Raw genomic sequence first — 16,377 nt, forward strand, 5'->3', positions numbered from 1 at the left:
ACCCAAGCCTGGCGGGATCGATCGGCCTGAAGAGACGTTTTCCGTTGCCGGCGAGCATTCGTCCGGGGGAGCGTAGCCTGTCGACATGGCCGAAGGTTTCTCGTCGAGCAGCCGCGGCCAGGTGGAGGCCACCGCGCCGCCGCTGAGCGGCAACGCCGTCACGGTCGCCATCGGCATCGTTGCCGCGCTCTATTTCGGGCGCGAGGTCTTCATCCCGATCGCGGGCGCGATCCTCCTGAGCTTCGTCCTCGCGGTGCCGGTCCGGCTTCTCCAGGGCTGGGGTCTCGGCCACCGGCTCTCCGTCGCGCTCGTGGTCGTGCTCGCCTTTGCGGGCATTCTGTCGGTCGGTGCGATCCTGGTCTCGCAGCTCACGCAGCTCGCCGGCGATCTGCCGCGCTACCAGTGGACGATCCGCGACAAGATCTCGGCCTTCAAGGAGACGGCCGGCGGGCACGGCCCGCTCGGACGCGTGGCCGACATGCTGCAGGACCTCACGGACGAGATGAAGCTGCCGCCGCGGCCGAAGCCGGGCGAGACGGGGCCGGCGCTCGACAAGGCGCCGCCGGAGCGACCCGTGAAGGTGGAGGTGGTGGAAACACCCAAGAGCCCGATCGAGACGATCACGGCCTTCGTCTCGCCCCTCCTTCATCCGCTCGCGACCGTCGCGCTGGTCGCGATCTTCGTCGTCTTCATCCTGCTCCAGCGCAACGACCTCAGAAACCGGCTGATCCGGCTCGCGGGCTCGCACGACCTGCAGCGGACGACGGCTGCGATGAACGACGCCGCGGCCCGGCTGAGCCGCTTCTTCCTGACGCAGGTCACGCTGAACGCCTGTTTCGGCGTCGTCGTCGGGCTGGGGCTCTGGCTGATCGGCGTGCCGAGCCCGGTCCTCTGGGGCATCCTGGCGGCGATCTCGCGCTTCATCCCCTATGTCGGGGTGGTGATCGCGGCGGGCTGCCCCCTCCTGCTCGCGGCGGCCGTGGATCCAGGCTGGTCCATGCTGCTCCTGACGGCCGCCTTCTTCGCGGTCATCGAGTTCACGGTCGGGCAGGTGGTCGAGCCGCTGCTCTACGGCCATTCCACCGGGCTGTCCCCGATCGCCGTGATCGTGTCCGTGACCTTCTGGACATGGCTGTGGGGCGGCGTCGGCCTCCTGATCGCGACCCCGCTCACCGTCTGCCTGGTCGTGCTGGGCCGGCATGTGGAGCAGCTCGAGTTCCTGGACGTCATGCTGGGCGACCGCCCGCCGCTCACCGAGGCGGAGATCTTCTACCAGCGCATGCTCGCGGGCGATGCGGGCGAAGGTTTCGAGCAGGCCGAGATGTTCCTGAGGGAGCACGCCCTCTCGACCTATTACGACGAGGTGGCGCTGAAGGGCCTGGCGCTGGCCCAGCTCGACGCGAGCCGCGGCGCGCTCGACGAAACGCGCCTGTCACGGGTCGAGGAGACGGTCTGCGAGCTCGTGGACGAGCTTTCGGATTACGAGGACCTGGTCCCCGCCCCGGACGCGAAGCGGGGCGAGGGCCAGAAGCCCGGGACGAAGCGGGCCGATGGCGATGCGGGTCTCGACGAAACGCTCGAACGGGCCGACGAGCGGACGGAGACGCTGCCGGTCCTTGCGGAGGAGGATCTCGCGCCGGACTGGCGCGGCGGTTCGGCGATTCTCTGCGTCGCCGGCCGCAACCAGCTCGACCGGGCAGGCGCCCAGATGCTGGCCCAGCTGCTTGCGAAGCACGGGCTCGGCGCGCGGGTCGAAGGCCCTGACGTCCTGGCCACCAGCCGGATCGCGCCGCTCGACACGGCGGGGGTGCGCCTCGTCTGCGTGTCGTTCCTCGACACGACCGCGCCGGTGCATGTCCGTTTCGCCGTGCGGCGGCTGCGGCGCCGCGTGCCGGACGCCCGCATCATGGTCGGGGCCTGGGGGCTCGACCGGGACGCGGCGGACTCGCTCTGCGCCGCGTCCCGCTCGGATGCCTGCGCGACGCGTCTGAGCGAGGCGGTGCGCTACTGCCTCGAGGCAGCCCGCGCAGAACCGACGGCGGCGGCCGATCCGCCGCCCGCCCGGGCGAGCGCGGCGTGAACGCCGTTCAGATCCTGGGCACGGAATGGGGGTCCTGCGCCTCGGCAGCCGGCGAGGCGGCGGAAAAGCCCGGCGCGTCCACGTGCCACAGCAGGTTCCGATCGGCCAGGACGGCATAGGCAGCCTCGACCTCGGCCTTTCCCGCTCGCACCGCGGCATCGAACGTTGCGAGACCCTCCGGGAGGCGGTCCGGCGCGGCCGAGGCGAGCCTCCCGGCCACGGCGTCGCGCCATGTCTCTCCGAGCTTGCGCTTGATGATCGCGGTCATGCTCCGCCTCTCGCGGCCGCCGCGCGACCGTACAAGTTGCCGTTTCGGTTGGGAAATCGCGCGCCGGAGCGGCCGCCGCCATCCTCAGATCACAATGTGTGCACAACTGGACGGAGTTCACGGACTTCCCGGTTCGATTTGCTTAGGTCCCCGGCTGAGTGCCCTGCGCTCGCCAGTTTAGGTGTTTGATGGCGGTTGACCTGAAGGCGGAGCTAACGCGGCCGCCGGCGCTGATCCTGGCCGCGCTTGCCGCACTCGGCTGGGTGCTGTTCGCGCTGTCGTCATGGTCGGCGACCTCGGTCCAGAAGGCGCAGCGGCTGCAGATCGCGGATCTGACGGCGAGGAGCGAACGTCTCGCGGCCGATCTCGCCCGGCAGGTCGAGATGGCGGGCTCGCTCGCCGACCTCCAGACCAAGGTTGCCGCAACACGCGAGGAGCTGACCCGCGTCACCCAGACCCGTACCGACGTGCAGAACGAACTCGCGGCCGCCCAACGCAACCTCCTCGGCGTGCGCCGCGACCTCAGCGAGGCGGACCGCAGCCTGCAGAGCCAGGCTCAGAAGCTGAACGAACTCGCGACTAATGCCGAATCGACTGCAGCGACGGCCGACGACCAGCAGGCGAGCCGCTCCACCCGGCGCGGCCGCAAATGGTCCCGCCGCGGCCGGTCGGCCTCTATCGGCCGGTCCCGCTGACGCTCAGCAGGCGATGCTCTCCGCGCCTGCGACCGGACGGCTCGTCGCGCCGATCTTCGAGGCCGCGATCACGGCCTGGGTGCGGCTGTCCACGCCGAGCTTCTGCAGGATGGCCGAGACATGCGCCTTCACGGTCGCCTCCGACACGTTCAGCTCGTAGGCGATCTGCTTGTTGAGAAGCCCCTCCGACAGCATCATCAGGACGCGCATCTGCTGCGGCGTGAGGCGGCCGATGCGGCGGACGAGGTCCAGCAGCTCGCGGTCCTCCGCCGCATCGAGGTCGACGTCCGGCGGCGCCCAGATGTCGCCCGAGAGCACGGTCCGGATCGCGTTGCCGATCCCCTCGGTGTCGAGCGACTTCGGGATGAAGCCCGAGGCCCCGAACTCGACCGCGCGCCGGATGACGACCGGCTCCTCGCTCGCCGAGACGACGACGACCGGCACGTCCGGGAACTGCGCACGCAAATAGATCAGGCCTGAAAAACCCTGCGCGCCGGGCATGGCGAGGTCGAGAAGAAGAAGATCGACGTCGCGTTCCTCTGCAAGAAGCGCGTTCAATTCGTCGAGACCGCTCGCTTCCCGGATCATGCAGCCGGGCATGAACGCCTCGATTGCGCCCCGCAGCGCGCCGCGAAATAGCGGGTGGTCGTCGGCGATGATGAGCTTGGTTGAAGACAGAGGCGTAACCTCCCCGAATGCGGCCGATCTAGGACTACGCTCCACCGATTTCATTAACCGACCTTAGACTTTCGTCAGGAGCTCGACAACCGTCCGCTGTGAATAGATCGGCGTTCACGTTCCGGTAAGGTTGATGACGATCTCTCGCCGGTGCGGGCGATCCCGGTGCTCGACCAGATAGATGCCCTGCCAGGTGCCGAGCGCGAGCCGGCCGGAGACGATCGGCACGGCGAGGGAAACGCCGGTCAGCATCGCGCGGATATGGGCCGGCATGTCGTCCGGCCCTTCGGCGTCGTGGGCATAGGGCAGGTCGCGCGGCGCGAGGCGGTCGAGCGCGGCCAGGAGATCGGCGCGGACATCCGGATCGGCGTTCTCCTGGATCGTGAGCGAAGCCGAGGTGTGCCGGCACAGCAGGGCCGCCAGCCCGTGTGCGATCCCGCTTCCGGCGACGAAGCGCGCGATCGGCTCGGTGATCTCCGCGAGGCCCGGCCCGCGCGTGTCGACGACCAGGCGGCCCGCGACCTGGAGCCGGACGGGTCCGGACGAGATCGGCTCGACCCGCATTCAGCCCGCCTTCCTCATCGGGTGGAGCTCGGTCTCGCCCTTCTGCAGGATGCGCTCGAGATATTCGATCCGGTCCGCCTCCCTGGCCGGCTTGTCCCATCGGATCCTGTTGATCCGGGGGAAGCGCATCGCGACCCCGGATTTGTGCCGCGTCGAGCGCTGCAGACCCTCGAAGGCGACCTCCAGCACGAGGCCCCTGTCGAACCCGTAGGTCACCTCCCGCACGGGCCCGAAGCGGTTCACCGTGTTGTTGCGGACGAAGCGGTCCAGCTTCAGGAGTTCCTGGTCCGTGAAGCCGGAATAGGCCTTGCCGACGGGCACCAGCTCCTCGCCCTCCGGTCCGTCGCGCCAGACCCCGAACGTGTAGTCGGAGTAGAAGGACGAGCGCTTCCCGTGGCCGCGCTGGGCATACATCATCACGGCATCCACCAGGAACGGATCGCGCTTCCACTTCCACCAGGGGCCCTTGGGGCGCCCGGGCAGGTAGGGCGAATCCGCCCGCTTCAGCATGCAGCCCTCGATCGCATCGGCATCGAGCCCCGCCCCGGCGCTCGCCGGGTCGGCGCGGGCCACCGCGAGCTCGCCCCAGGTCGAGAAGGGGACGAGGGGCGAGACGTCGATGCGTGGCTCGCCGAGCCGCGCGACGAAGGCTTCCAGCCGCTTCCGCCGCTCGGCGAAGGGAAGGTGGCGCAGGTCTTCGCCGTCCTCGGCCAGGATGTCGTAGCACCTGAGATGCGCCGGGTATTCGAGGAGCATCTTGGGCGTGACCACCTTCCGGTTCAGCCGCTGCTGCAGCACGTTGAAGCTCTGGACGCGGCCGTCGCGCAGGATCAGGAGCTCGCCGTCGAGCGTCGCCTCGAAATCGAGCGCCTCCACGAGGTCCGGGAAGGCGCCCGACACGTCCTCGCCTGTCCGGGAATAGATGCGCCGGACGAGGCGGCCATGCCCGTCGCGGCCGGTCGCGGCCTGAAGCCGGATGCCGTCCCACTTCCATTCGGCCATGAACTCGGCGGCGTCGAGCCGGGCGAGATCCTCCTCCTCGACCGGATGGGCGAGCATCGGCGGGCGGAAGGGCGCCGGGTTCTCTCCCTCCGGCCGCGGGCCGCGCCCCTCGACCCAGGCGAAGAGCTCCTCGTAGGGCGGCGCGAGCCCGTGCCAGACATGCTCGATCTCGTCGGGATCGAGATCGCCGAGGCTCGCCACCGCCGTCTTGGCCAACCTGGCCGAAACGCCGATGCGGAGTTCGCTCGTGATCAGCTTCAGGAGGGCCCAGCGGCCGGTCTCGTCGAGCGCGTCGAGCCAGGTCGCCAGAAGCCGCGGCAGCTCGGTCTTGCCGGCCGTCGCGAGGCCCTCGACGACTTCCGACAGCGACGGCACGTGCGGAAGCGGTCCTTCGAGGGCGACCGGCTCGCCCGACGCGTCGAGCGGCTCGGGCGGATTGTTGTGGCCGATGGCGGGGAGCGGCGCCGTGTCGTCAGGCGCCCGCCACATCAGGGCGACGGTCTCCGACAGGTCGCCGACATAATCCCAGGAGAGGCCGAACAGGACGGGATCCGAGCGCTCGGCCATCAGGCCCCGGATGAGGTTCGGCTTCGCGTGCCGGAACGACAGCGCGCCCGTGAGCGCCGCGAGCGCGAAGCCGCGCTCGGGATCGGGTGTGTGCCGGAAGTAATCGGCCATCAGCCGGATCTTGGCGTTGCGGCGCGGCTCGTAGCCGATGCGGTCGATGAGGTGGGCGAAGCGGTTCACTGGTCCCCTCCCCCTTGCGGGGAGGGCGGACTCGGCGAAGCCGAGCCGGGTGGGGGTGGCGCCAGATGAGGCTCTAAGGTGGAGACATCCTCGTCCTGCCCCCCACCCCGCCTGCCTTCGGCAGTGGATCCTCCCCGCAAGGGGGAGGGCAGGTCGCCCCCTTCGGCCTCCCCCGGAACAACGTCCGCATCCCCCTCCTCGTCTCCGTAGCCGAGCAGGTGCAGCGGGCGCGCCTTGATGCCGCGCGACAGGCACCAATGGACCAGCGCGTCCTCCTGGCCGTGCGTGACCCAGACCTCCCCGGCCCCGGTCTCCAGGATGGAGCGGCAGAGGTCGTCCCAGTCGCAATGGTCGGAGATCACGAGCGGCAGCTCGACCCCCTTCTGGCGGGCGCGGGCGCGCACGCGCATCCAGCCCGACGCGAACGCCGTCACCGGGTCCGGGAACTTGCGCGCCCAGATCTCCTGGATGGCGGAAGGCGGGCAGATGACGATCTCGCCCGCAAGCTTCGGGCGCTCGTCCGGTGCGACCCGTGGCGTGTCCCCCAGCCCCACGCCCTGCTCCTTGTAGAACGAGGTCAGCCGCTCCATTGCGCCATGCAGATAGATCGGCCGGTCGTAGCCCGCCTCGCGCAGCAGCGCCATCACGCGCTGAGCCTTGCCGAGCGCATAGGCGCCCACGATATGGGCGCGTTCCGGGAAGAGGCGGGCGGATTCGATCAGCTTGTCCGTCTCGGCCCGCGCGTCCGGATGGCGGAAGACGGGCAGGCCGAAGGTCGCCTCGGTGATGAACACGTCGCAGCGGACGGGCTCGTAGGGCAGGCAGGTCGGGTCGCGCCCGCGCTTGTAGTCGCCCGACACGACGAGCCGGCACTTGCCCTGCTCGATGACGATCTGCGCCGATCCGAGCACGTGACCCGCCGGAACGAAGGTGACCAGGACGTCGCCGATCCGCATGACCTCGCCGAGCACGGCCTCCTGCGCCCCGCCGGCGAAATCGCTCCCGTAGCGCACGGCCATGATGGCGAGCGTCTCCGCGGTGGCCATCACATGGCCGTGGCCGGAGCGCGCGTGGTCGGAATGGCCATGCGTGATCAAGGCCCGCTCGACGGGCCGGGTCGGATCGACGTGGAAGTCGCCGCCCGGGCAATACAGCCCCTGCGGCGTCAGCGTCAGGAGGTCTGCCGCACGGGTCGCCATCGGAGGAATATAGGCATTCCGGTCCTGTCAGGAACGGGCTGGACCGGAAACCTAGTCCGGAAGCGGACGTTGGTTCCGTGCAGCGACATGGAGGCGAAGATGGCCCAGAGTACCTATGCGGGCACGACCGGGTCGGGCGCCGGGAGCGTGCAATCGGCCTCCCCGAAGGCCCTGATCGAGAGCGACCGGGTGGAGGGGACGGCGGTGTTCGGCGCCGACAACAGCCATATCGGCACGATCAAACGGCTGATGATCGACAAGAAGTCGGGCCAGGTCGCCTATGCGGTGATGTCCTTCGGCGGCTTCCTCGGCCTTGGCGAGGACACCTATACGATCCCGTGGAGCAAGCTCGACTACGATACCGATCTCGGCGGCTACAAGACGGACATCTCGCCGGAGACCATCAAGGGCGCGCCCGACTTCTACCGCGAGGGCGACTACCAGTGGAACGACCGCGAGCACGAGCGGCGGCTCCACGATTATTACGGCGTGTCGCCGTATTGGGGCCTCTGACGCTCAGGCTCGACCGAACCACCAGGCGGCGAGGACGAACCAGGCCTCGCCCGCCAGGATCCCGAGAACGAGCGAGCGGCGCAGCAGGAAGAAGGCCGCGATCCCGACCGGGAGGGCGCTCGCCCGGATCGCGAGCGGGACCTGCTCCAGCGCGGCGGCCGGCGAATAGATCAGCCTGCAGACCACCGCCGCGAGCAGGGTCGTGGCCACGACCCTGATCCAGCGGAAGAGCTCGGATTCCTCGTCGATGCCCCGCGACAGGAAGACCGCGGCGACGCGGAAGATCTCGTTCGGCAGCACTCCCGCGAGCAGGATCACGAGATAGGGCCAGAGCGCCTCGCTCATGCTGCCCGCCGCGGCAGCCAGCGGCCGAGCAGATAGGCGGCCGTGCCGCCCACAAGCCCCGTCGCCAGGAGGTCGAAATCCCTGCCGACCGTGATCTGCGCGACCGGCACCAGCCCGACGCCGAGCGCGATGGCGAGCCAGTCGGGCGCGTTCCGGGCGCTGCCGACGAGCGCAATCATGAAATAGAGCGGCGTGAGACAGAGAAGCCCCGCGGCCATGGGGCCGGGAAGCGCCCCGACCAGCAGGAAGCCCAGGGCGGTCATGGTCGAGCTGACCGCGACGCAGGCGGAGGCGAAGCCGAGGTAGTACGGCACGCGCCGGTCGGGCTCCATGCCGGGGAGGTGGCGCGTCGCATCGATCCAGGATGTCGCCGCCACAAAGTGCGCCATCAGGAGCTGCAGCCAGAGCGGCTGGCCGGGCCGGCGCAGATAGGGCCAGATCGAGAGCACCATCGGCAGCAGCCGGATGGCCGAGAGGCCGACCGCCAGCGCGGCCGCGACCAGAAGCCCGCCGCTCGCGATGGTCCCGTACAGGATGAGCTGGGCCGGCGCGGCCCAGATCAGGATCGTGGAGAGGACGGCCGCTCCGATCGGGTGGCCGGCGTCGCGCGCGAGGCTGCCGACCCCGAGCAGGGAGAAGCCGACGATCCAGGCCGGAAGCGCGAGCGCTCTCCCGAAGCCCCAGACGAAGTCGCGCCGGAAGGCGGAGCTCATCGCGCCTCAGGCCGCGCGCGCCCTCGCCTCCCGGATGGCTCGCCAGACCTTGTCCGGCGTCGCCGGCATGTCGAGGTGACCGATCCCGTACTCGCCCAGCGCGTCCACGACGGCGTTCATCACGGAGGGCAGCGCGCCCGCGACCCCCGCCTCGCCGCAGCCTTTGGCGCCGAGCGGATTGGTGGTCGCCGGGACGGGGCGGCTCATGAAGGGCGCGAAGGGCGGTGCGTCATGCGCCCGCGGCAGGGCGTAGTCCATGAAGGAGCCCGAGACGAGCTGCCCCTCCGGATCGTAGGCGGCGCGCTCGAGCAGCGCCTGGCCGATACCCTGGAGCACGCCGCCATGCGCCTGGCCCTCGACCAGCATCGGGTTCACGACGGTGCCGAAATCGTTGACCATCGTGTAGCGCACGACCTCCGTCGTGCCGGTCTCGGGGTCGATCTCGACCTCGGCGATGTGGCAGCCGTTCGGATAGGCGGCGGGCGAGTTCGCATGCACGTGCTTCACGTCGAGCGAGCGCGGCGTCGCGTCGGGCAGGCTCACGCCTTCGCGGAGCCGGTGGGCCATCTCCATGATGCCGATGCCGCGGTCGGTCCCGACCACGGTGAAGCGGCCATCCGCGAACTCGATATCCGCCTTGCCGGCCTCGAGCATCTCGGCCGCGATCTCGCGCCCGATCTCGATGACCTTCTCGGCGGCTTCGAGGATCGCGGCGCCGCTCGCCATCAGCGATTTCGAACCTCCCGTGCCGCCGCCGGCGACGAGCTGGTCGGAATCGCCCTGGACGAGCCTGATCCGCTCGAAGGGGATGCCGAGCTTCGACGACAGGACCTGCGCGAACGGCGTCCAGTGGCCCTGGCCGTAATCGAGGGTGCCGGTGACGATCGTGACATCGCCGTCCGGCTCGAACCGGATGCCGCCCATCTCGTTCACGGGCGGGGCCGTGACCTCGAGGTACTGCCCGATGCCGCGGCCGCGCAGCTTCCCGCGCCGGGCGCTCTCGCGCCGGCGGGCCTCGAAGCCGTCCCAATCGGCGGCCGCGAGCGTCTTGTCGAGGAGGGCGGTGAACTCGCCGGAATCGTAGGTCGTCTCGACGGGCGTCTCGTACGGAATCTCGTCCGGGCGGATGTGATTCAGCCGGCGGAGCGCGACGGCATCGCGGCCGGTCTCGCGGGCGGCCGTCTCGATAAGCCGCTCCATGATGTAGTTGCCCTCCGGCCGGCCGGCGCCCCGATAGGCGCTGATCGGCACCGTGTTGGTGAAGGCGCAGCGGATATCGACCTGGATCTGCGGCGTCCGGTACACCGAGGCCACGTTCTTGGCGATGTTCACGGAGGAGAAGATCGGCGCCACCGGCGTCAGATAGGCGCCGAGATCGGCCAGGCCCTCGATGCGGATGGCCAGGAAGCGTCCGTCCGCGTCGAGGGCGAGCTCGGCCTCGACCTCCAGGCCGCGGCCGTGATGGTCCGACAGGAAGCTGTCCGAACGCTGGTCGGTCCATTTCACCGGCCGCCCGAGCAGCTTGGCGGCGTGGAGAAGGCAGACATATTCCGGGAAGGGGCTCGCCTTCATGCCGAAGGAGCCGCCGACATTCGGGGTGATGATCCGGAGCTTCTCGACGGGCTCGTTCATGGCCGCGGCCATCGCGGCCCGCATGCCGAAGGCGCCCTGGCTGCCGAGATGAAGGGTATAGCGGCCGCTCTCCGGGTCGAACTCGCCGAGCGCCGCGCGCGGCTCCATGGGGTTCACGACGAGGCGCTGGCTCAGGAGGCGTAGCCGCGTGACATGCGCCGCGCCCGCAAAGGCTTCCTCCACGGCGGCGGTGTCCCCGTGATGGTAGTCGAGGAAGACGTTGCCGGGGACCTCGTCGTAGAGGGCCGGCGCACCCGCCGCGACGGCCTCCTCGGGTGCGATCGCGGCGGGAAGCGGCTCGATGTCGAGCGCGATCGCCTCGGCCGCCTCGCGCGCCGCGAAAGGCGTTTCGGCCACCACGAAGGCGACGGGATCGCCCACGAAGCGCACGCGTCCCTTCGCGAGCGCCTCCCGCGGCGGCTTCTTCATCGGCGAGCCGTCGCGGTTCTTGAAGGTCATGTTGTTCGGGAAGGGCCCGTAAGCCGCGAGGTCGTCGGCCGTGTAGATCCCGAGCACGCCCGGCATGTCGCGCGCCGCGTCCGCGTCGATGCCGCGCAGCTCGCCATGGGCATAGGGGCTGCGCACGAAGGCGGCATGAAGCTGACCGGGGAGCGCGATGTCGTCCGTGTAGCGGCCCCGGCCCTGGACCAGCACAGGGTCCTCGCGCCGATGCACCGGCTGGCCGATGCCGAACTTCATCCGCGCGGGGTCGGCGGCGGCCGACGATCCGCCCGGCCGGTCCGAAACGTCAGAGGGATATTGCCCGGAGAGCCCGCTCGCCCGCGTCATGCGCCGTCGATCCTGGTGGAGAGGCGCGCAACCAAACATGTCGGGAAGCCGCCCGCAATGGAGCGCCGCGAATGGCGGTCCGGCCAGTCATGCTCCCACCGCCCCGCTCCCACCGCCCCGCTCCCCGCGCAGAGGTTCAGCGGCCCTGATAGCCGGCGTTGGGGTGGACATAGACCCGGCCGCGGCGCGGGGCCGGGGCGTAGCCGCTGCCCGGGTCGTAGTAGCCGCGCGCCGCCATCTGCCGGTCGACCCAGCCTTCGTAGGGCGCGCCGATACGATAGCGGGCCGGGTCGTTCTCGGCTCCCGGCTCGATGAAGCGCGGGTTCTTCTGCGCGTCGTTGATGTAGGTGTCGCCGAAATTGTCGCCGCCCCTGCCGCGCTGGGCGAGAGCGTCGCCGGAGCCGAGGGCCGCGGCCCCGATCATGCCCGCGGCAAGGAGGAGAACCGGTTTGGAGGCGAACATGACTGCGTCTCCGGAAGGAGGTTGATGGACCGAAACGCCCGAGACGGGCGCTGGTTCAGACGGGTGCCGCCCAGCGGGAGGCAGCCGCGTCGTCCGCCTCTTTGGCGGCCACCCAGGCGCCGAGCTCGCCGGTTGCGAGATGCTCGCGCTTCCAGAACGGGGCGCGCGTCTTCAGATAGTCCATCAGGAACTCGGTGGCTGCGAGGGCGGGCTGGCGGTGAGACGAGGCAGCCGCGACGAGCACGATCCGCTCGCCCGGCCGGATAAGCCCATAGCGGTGGATGACGGTCAGGCCGAGAAGCGGCCAACGCCGCGCGGCCTCTCCGGCGACGCGCGCCACCTCCGCCTCGGCCATGCCCGGATAATGCTCGAGCTCCAGCGCCGAGAGCCGCCCCTCTTCGTCGCGGCACAGGCCGACGAAGCTCGCGACCGCGCCGATATCCGTGCGCCCCGACGCGAGCGCGTCCATCTCCGCCGCCGGATCGAAATCCTCGCTCTGGATGCGGACGGCCGGGTTCACGGCGGGTCAGCCGCCGGTCATGGGCGGAAAGAAGGCGACCTCCCGCGCCCCCTGCAGCGAGGCGTCCGGCCTGGCATGGACATGGTCGATCGCCGCGCGGATGACGCGCTCGTTCTCGAAGGCATGCGCATAGCCCTCGCCGCGGGACTTCAGCCATGCGACCAGCTCGGCGACGGTGCCGATCCCGGCCGGCGGCTCCACGTGTTCCTCGGCACGGCCGACCCGCTCCCGCACCCAGGCGAAGTAGACGAGCTTCATGTCAGGTCGAGCCGTTCATGGCGTGGTCGATGCTGGTCTTCAGGTAGTCCCAGCCGGTATAGATCGTGAGCGCGGCCGCAAGCCACAGGAGCACGAGCCCGATCGCGACGGTGCCGGGCAGGACGGCTTCGCCCGCCGGGCCGGCGATCAGGAAGCCGAGCGCGACGAGCTGGAAGGCGGTCTTCCACTTCGCGACGCGCGAGACCGGCATGCCGACCTTGAGCTCCGCCAGGTACTCGCGCAGTCCGGACACGAGCACCTCGCGGCAGAGGATCACGATCGCGGCCCAGAGATGGACGCCGCGGATCGTGTGATCGTTCGTCAGCATCAGGAGACACGCCGCGACGAGCAGCTTGTCGGCGATCGGGTCGAGCATGCGCCCGAGCATCGATTGCTGGGCATAGGCGCGGGCGAAATAGCCGTCGAAATAATCCGTGATCCCGGCCGCGATGTAGATCGTGAGAGCGATCCACCGGGACCAGAAATCCTCCGGCCAGAAGAGGAGGCCGGCGACCACGGGCACGGCCGCCACGCGCGAATAGGTCAGCACGTTCGGCAGGCTGAACGCCGAGGAGCGTCGCATCGGCGAGGCCAGGGTCATGGGCCGAGGAAGCATGCGGGGCGGGAGAGCGTCAACATTCGTGGAGACATGGCGGCTCAGCTCGCTCCGCCCCGGAAGTAGTCGTAGACCGTGCGGGCCGTCGCGGCGTTCACGCCGGGCGCCCGCATGAGGTCGTCGAGCGCGGCACGCTCGATCGCCTTCATGGTCCCGAAATGGTGCAGGAGCGCGCGCTTCCTGGCCGGCCCGATCCCCGGGATCTCGTCGAGCGGGCTCCGGGTCAGCTCGCGCTTGCGCTTGGCGCGGTGCGCGCCGATCGCGAAGCGATGCGCCTCGTCGCGCAGGCGCTGGACGAAATAGAGCGCGGGATCGCGCGGCGGGAGCCGAATCGGCTCGCGGCCGGGCATGAAGAAGGTCTCGCGCCCTGCCTCGCGGTCGCGCCCCTTGGCCACTCCGACGATCGGGACGCCGGTCGCGCCGACCTCCGCGAGGGCTGCACGCGCGGCTTCGAGCTGCCCCCTGCCGCCGTCGATCAGAACGAGATCCGGCCAGGCGGGGAAGGTCTCGGGGTCCTCCCCTGCTGGGAAGGACGGGCTCGCGCCTTGCGCGGGCAGGGTGGGGCTTGGCGGCTCCCCGGCTTCGGAGGCGAGCTGTCCCCCTCCGTCGATCCCCGCGGGGCCGCGACCTCCTGCAGGGGGAGGATCAGTCCGCGGGCTCTCCTTCACGAGCCGGGCGAAGCGCCGGCGCAGCATCTCCCGCATCATGGCGTAGTCGTCGCCCGGCGTGAGGTCCTCCGACCGCATGTTGAAGGTGCGGTAATGCGTCTTCATGAGCCCGCCCGGCCCGGCGACGATCATGGCGCCGACCGCGTTCGTGCCCATGATGTGCGAGTTATCGTAGACCTCGATGCGCCGGGGCGGGGAGGCCAGCCCGAAGGCCGCCCCAAGCGCGGCGAGCAGCTTCGCCTGGCTCGATGTCTCGGCAAGGCGCCGGCCCAGCGCCTCCCTGGCATTGCGGAGCGCCGCCTCGACGAGCTGGCGCCGCTCGCCGCGCTGGGGCACGGAGATCTCGACCTTGCGCCCCGCCTTCACGGTCAGGGCGGCCGCGACCAGCGCGCATTCCTCGATCTCCTCCGACAGGAGGACGAGCCGGGGCGGCGGCTTGTCGTCATAGAACTGCGACACGAAGGAGCCGAGCACCTCGGCCCGCGACATCGACCTGTCCGCCTTCGGAAAATAGGCGCGGTTGCCCCAGTTCTGATGGTTCCGGAAGAAGAAGACCTCCACGCAGAACTGTCCGGCCTGCTCGTCGATGGCGACGATATCCGCCTCTTCCGTGTTCTGTGTGTTGATACCCTGCGTCGACTGCACGGCGGAGAGTGCCGCGAGCCGGTCGCGGTAGCGCGCGGCGCGCTCGAACTCGAGCTCCTCGGCGGCCTCGTTCATCTCGGCCGCAAGCCGCTCCTTCACGGCGCTCGACCGGCCGGACAGGAATGCCCGCGCCTCTTCGGCGAGCTTGCCGTATTCCGCGAGGTCGATCTCGCCCGTGCAGGGCCCCGAGCAGCGCTTGATCTGGAACAGGAGGCAGGGCCGGGTCCGGTTCTCGTAGTAGGAATCGGAGCACGAGCGCAGGAGAAAGGCGCGCTGGAGCGCGTTGATCGTGCGGTTCACCGCCCAGACGCTGGCGAAGGGGCCGAAATAGAAGCCCCTGCGGTTGCGGGCGCCGCGGTGCTTCACGACCTGGGGCGCTTCGGAATCCGCCGTCAGCAGGATGTAGGGGAGCGACTTGTCGTCCCGCAGCACCACGTTGTAGCGCGGCCGGAGCTGCTTGATGAGGTTCGCCTCCAGCAGCAGCGCCTCGGTCTCGGTCGCCGTCGTGACGAACTCCATCGAAGCCGTCTCGGCGATCATGCGGATGATGCGGTTCGAGTGCCCCTGGCCGCGCACATAGGAGCCGACGCGCGCCTTGAGGCTCTTCGCCTTGCCGACATAGAGGACGTCGCCCTTCCGGTCGATCATCCGGTAGACGCCAGGGGAAGGCGGCAGCGTCGCCCAGAAGCGGCGGACCACCCCGGTCCCGGCTTCGATCGAGGCGGGCGTCGCCTCGAAGTCGAGCTCGACGCCCGAGCCCGCCTCCGGCGCGAGCTCCTCCTCGTCCCGCTCCTCGTCGAGGAGGTCCGGCGGCACGTCGTTGGCGGCGACACGACTCATCCGCCGTGATTTAGGCGGGCGCAGGTGGCCGGGAAAGCGGCCCGTTGCCGCCGGCCGGTGATGTTGCAGATGCGAACTGTTCCGGTTGTGACCGAACCGTGACGCTGCTAAGAGCGCGGCGCCGAAGGCTGCCGTCGCGCGGCCTCCAATCGCGTGGCGTGAATACCTTCCGATGAAGCTTGTCGCGGGGAACTCGAACCGGCCGCTTGCGGAGGCGATTTCCCAGTACCTGAAGGTGCCGCTCGCGCGTGCGACGGTGCGCCGCTTCGCCGACATGGAGATCTTCGTCGAGATCGGCGAGAACGTGCGCGGCGAGGACGTGTTCGTCATCCAGTCGACGTCGTACCCGACGAACGACCACCTGATGGAGCTCCTGATCATCGCCGATGCGCTCCGCCGCGCCTCGGCGCGCCGCATCACCGCCGTGATCCCGTATTTCGGCTATGCCCGGCAGGATCGGAAGCCCGCGGCGCGGACGCCCATCTCGGCCAAGCTCGTCGCCAACCTGATCACGCATTCCGGCGTGGACCGGGTGCTGACGCTGGACCTCCATGCCGGCCAGATCCAGGGCTTCTTCGACATCCCGACCGACAATCTCTTCGCGGCGCCCGTCATGGTCCGCGACGTGAAGGACCGGATGAACCACACCGACAAGGTCGTCGTGTCGCCGGATGTCGGCGGCGTGGTGCGCGCCCGAGCCCTCGCCAAGCGCATCGACGCCCCGCTCGCGATCGTGGACAAGCGCCGCGAGCGGCCGGGCGAATCGGAGGTGATGAACATCATCGGCGACGTGGCCGGCCGTTCCTGCATCCTGGTCGACGACATCGTCGATTCCGGCGGCACGCTCTGCAACGCGGCCGATGCGCTGCTCGACCAGGGCGCCAAGGATGTCTACGCCTACATCACCCACGCCGTCCTGTCCGGCGGAGCGGTTTCCCGCATCGCGAGCTCCAAGCTGAAGGAGCTCGTCGTGACCGATTCGATCCAGCCGACCGAGGCCGTGAAGGTGGCCCGCAACATCCGGGTCATCACGATCGCTCCCCTCATGGGCGAGGCGATCGCCCGCACGGCGACCGAGTCGAGCGTGTCGAGCCTGTTCGATTAGGGCGTGACCGGCGCCGGTTCGGGGAAGTACGTCTTGT

Annotated in this window: 17 protein-coding genes; 4 read left to right on the forward strand and 13 right to left on the reverse strand. The window is 69.8% G+C overall.

Annotation, left to right across the window (positions count from 1 at the left end; all coding sequences use genetic code 11):
• The first annotated feature begins 85 nt into the window (after positions 1-85).
• Complete coding sequence (locus HJG44_RS16470; RefSeq protein ID WP_171219419.1) at positions 86-2,080, forward strand: AI-2E family transporter; 1,995 nt, start codon at positions 86-88, stop codon at positions 2,078-2,080.
• 7 nt (positions 2,081-2,087) lie between these two features.
• Here HJG44_RS16470 and HJG44_RS16475 read toward each other — a convergent pair whose 3' ends face one another.
• Complete coding sequence (locus HJG44_RS16475; RefSeq protein ID WP_171219420.1) at positions 2,088-2,348, reverse strand: hypothetical protein; 261 nt, start codon at positions 2,346-2,348, stop codon at positions 2,088-2,090.
• A 188-nt stretch (positions 2,349-2,536) separates the two neighbouring features.
• Between HJG44_RS16475 and HJG44_RS16480 the strand changes: the two genes are divergently transcribed.
• The gene (locus tag HJG44_RS16480) at positions 2,537-3,043 is read left to right on the forward strand and encodes a hypothetical protein (RefSeq protein WP_171219421.1); all 507 of its coding nucleotides are present in this window, start codon (positions 2,537-2,539) and stop codon (positions 3,041-3,043) included.
• 3 nt (positions 3,044-3,046) lie between these two features.
• On the opposite strand, the gene HJG44_RS16485 is transcribed toward HJG44_RS16480, so the two are convergent.
• The 4 genes from HJG44_RS16485 to HJG44_RS16500 are packed head-to-tail and all read right to left on the reverse strand — an operon-like array spanning position 3,047 to position 7,233.
• Complete coding sequence (locus tag HJG44_RS16485) at positions 3,047-3,775, reverse strand: response regulator (RefSeq protein ID WP_171219422.1); 729 nt, start codon at positions 3,773-3,775, stop codon at positions 3,047-3,049.
• 60 nt (positions 3,776-3,835) lie between these two features.
• Positions 3,836-4,285: a secondary thiamine-phosphate synthase enzyme YjbQ gene (locus HJG44_RS16490; RefSeq protein WP_171219423.1), complete on the reverse strand. Its 450-nt coding sequence runs from the start codon at positions 4,283-4,285 to the stop codon at positions 3,836-3,838.
• Positions 4,286-6,034: a cisplatin damage response ATP-dependent DNA ligase gene (locus tag HJG44_RS16495; protein WP_171219424.1), complete on the reverse strand. Its 1,749-nt coding sequence runs from the start codon at positions 6,032-6,034 to the stop codon at positions 4,286-4,288. It lies immediately after the preceding gene.
• Positions 6,031-7,233: a ligase-associated DNA damage response exonuclease gene (locus HJG44_RS16500; RefSeq protein WP_171219425.1), complete on the reverse strand. Its 1,203-nt coding sequence runs from the start codon at positions 7,231-7,233 to the stop codon at positions 6,031-6,033. The genes HJG44_RS16495 and HJG44_RS16500 overlap by 4 nt, the downstream gene beginning before the upstream one ends.
• Positions 7,234-7,332: 99 nt before the next feature.
• Between HJG44_RS16500 and HJG44_RS16505 the strand changes: the two genes are divergently transcribed.
• The gene (locus tag HJG44_RS16505; RefSeq protein ID WP_246736286.1) at positions 7,333-7,746 is read left to right on the forward strand and encodes a PRC-barrel domain-containing protein; all 414 of its coding nucleotides are present in this window, start codon (positions 7,333-7,335) and stop codon (positions 7,744-7,746) included.
• 3 nt (positions 7,747-7,749) lie between these two features.
• On the opposite strand, the gene HJG44_RS16510 is transcribed toward HJG44_RS16505, so the two are convergent.
• The 8 genes from HJG44_RS16510 to uvrC all read right to left on the reverse strand — a co-directional run bounded on the left by HJG44_RS16510 (position 7,750) and on the right by uvrC (position 15,235).
• The gene (locus HJG44_RS16510) at positions 7,750-8,091 is read right to left on the reverse strand and encodes an AzlD domain-containing protein (RefSeq protein WP_171219426.1); all 342 of its coding nucleotides are present in this window, start codon (positions 8,089-8,091) and stop codon (positions 7,750-7,752) included.
• On the reverse strand, positions 8,088-8,804 hold the full coding sequence (locus HJG44_RS16515; RefSeq protein ID WP_171219427.1) for an AzlC family ABC transporter permease: 717 nt from the start codon (positions 8,802-8,804) through the stop codon (positions 8,088-8,090). Before HJG44_RS16515 ends, HJG44_RS16510 begins: the two co-directional genes overlap by 4 nt.
• A gap of 6 nt (positions 8,805-8,810) precedes the next feature.
• Positions 8,811-11,135 (reverse strand): xanthine dehydrogenase family protein molybdopterin-binding subunit, encoded by a 2,325-nt coding sequence (locus HJG44_RS16520; RefSeq protein ID WP_171219571.1) that lies wholly within the window; start codon positions 11,133-11,135, stop codon positions 8,811-8,813.
• A gap of 226 nt (positions 11,136-11,361) precedes the next feature.
• A complete protein-coding gene (locus tag HJG44_RS16525) occupies positions 11,362-11,688 on the reverse strand; it encodes a hypothetical protein (protein ID WP_171219428.1) in 327 nt (108 codons plus the stop codon).
• 55 nt (positions 11,689-11,743) lie between these two features.
• Positions 11,744-12,208 carry a molybdenum cofactor biosynthesis protein MoaE gene (locus tag HJG44_RS16530; RefSeq protein WP_346767187.1) on the reverse strand — a complete coding sequence of 155 codons (465 nt, stop codon included), beginning with the start codon at positions 12,206-12,208 and terminating at the stop codon, positions 11,744-11,746.
• Positions 12,209-12,214: 6 nt separating this feature from the next.
• Positions 12,215-12,466, reverse strand: coding sequence for a molybdopterin converting factor subunit 1 (moaD, locus tag HJG44_RS16535; RefSeq protein WP_171219429.1), 252 nt, complete (start codon positions 12,464-12,466; stop codon positions 12,215-12,217).
• A 1-nt stretch (position 12,467) separates the two neighbouring features.
• The gene (pgsA, locus tag HJG44_RS16540) at positions 12,468-13,067 is read right to left on the reverse strand and encodes a CDP-diacylglycerol--glycerol-3-phosphate 3-phosphatidyltransferase (protein WP_171219430.1); all 600 of its coding nucleotides are present in this window, start codon (positions 13,065-13,067) and stop codon (positions 12,468-12,470) included.
• Between the two features lie 56 nt (positions 13,068-13,123).
• Positions 13,124-15,235 (reverse strand): excinuclease ABC subunit UvrC, encoded by a 2,112-nt coding sequence (gene uvrC / locus HJG44_RS16545; RefSeq protein ID WP_171219431.1) that lies wholly within the window; start codon positions 15,233-15,235, stop codon positions 13,124-13,126.
• 172 nt (positions 15,236-15,407) lie between these two features.
• Here uvrC and HJG44_RS16550 point away from each other — a divergent pair, with 172 nt between their 5' ends.
• Complete coding sequence (locus HJG44_RS16550; protein ID WP_171219432.1) at positions 15,408-16,340, forward strand: ribose-phosphate pyrophosphokinase; 933 nt, start codon at positions 15,408-15,410, stop codon at positions 16,338-16,340.
• The last annotated feature ends 37 nt before the right edge of the window (positions 16,341-16,377 follow it).

The organism is Enterovirga aerilata (genome assembly GCF_013044135.1).
GTDB classification, from domain to species: Bacteria; Pseudomonadota; Alphaproteobacteria; order Rhizobiales; family Beijerinckiaceae; genus Enterovirga; species Enterovirga aerilata.

Bases quoted from the DNA above. Each gene is read 5' to 3' on its own strand.
- HJG44_RS16470 (WP_171219419.1), top strand. From the start codon at position 86: ATGGCCGAAGGTTTCTCGTCGAGCAGCCGCGGCCAGGTGGAGGCCACC.
- HJG44_RS16475 (WP_171219420.1), bottom strand. From the start codon at position 2,348: ATGACCGCGATCATCAAGCGCAAGCTCGGAGAGACATGGCGCGACGCC.
- HJG44_RS16480 (WP_171219421.1), top strand. From the start codon at position 2,537: ATGGCGGTTGACCTGAAGGCGGAGCTAACGCGGCCGCCGGCGCTGATC.
- HJG44_RS16485 (WP_171219422.1), bottom strand. From the start codon at position 3,775: ATGAAATCGGTGGAGCGTAGTCCTAGATCGGCCGCATTCGGGGAGGTT.
- HJG44_RS16490 (WP_171219423.1), bottom strand. From the start codon at position 4,285: ATGCGGGTCGAGCCGATCTCGTCCGGACCCGTCCGGCTCCAGGTCGCG.
- HJG44_RS16500 (WP_171219425.1), bottom strand. From the start codon at position 7,233: ATGGCGACCCGTGCGGCAGACCTCCTGACGCTGACGCCGCAGGGGCTG.
- HJG44_RS16505 (WP_246736286.1), top strand. From the start codon at position 7,333: ATGGCCCAGAGTACCTATGCGGGCACGACCGGGTCGGGCGCCGGGAGC.
- HJG44_RS16510 (WP_171219426.1), bottom strand. From the start codon at position 8,091: ATGAGCGAGGCGCTCTGGCCCTATCTCGTGATCCTGCTCGCGGGAGTG.
- HJG44_RS16515 (WP_171219427.1), bottom strand. From the start codon at position 8,804: ATGAGCTCCGCCTTCCGGCGCGACTTCGTCTGGGGCTTCGGGAGAGCG.
- HJG44_RS16520 (WP_171219571.1), bottom strand. From the start codon at position 11,135: ATGAAGTTCGGCATCGGCCAGCCGGTGCATCGGCGCGAGGACCCTGTG.
- HJG44_RS16525 (WP_171219428.1), bottom strand. From the start codon at position 11,688: ATGTTCGCCTCCAAACCGGTTCTCCTCCTTGCCGCGGGCATGATCGGG.
- moaD (WP_171219429.1), bottom strand. From the start codon at position 12,466: ATGAAGCTCGTCTACTTCGCCTGGGTGCGGGAGCGGGTCGGCCGTGCC.
- pgsA (WP_171219430.1), bottom strand. From the start codon at position 13,067: ATGACCCTGGCCTCGCCGATGCGACGCTCCTCGGCGTTCAGCCTGCCG.
- uvrC (WP_171219431.1), bottom strand. From the start codon at position 15,235: ATGAGTCGTGTCGCCGCCAACGACGTGCCGCCGGACCTCCTCGACGAG.
- HJG44_RS16550 (WP_171219432.1), top strand. From the start codon at position 15,408: ATGAAGCTTGTCGCGGGGAACTCGAACCGGCCGCTTGCGGAGGCGATT.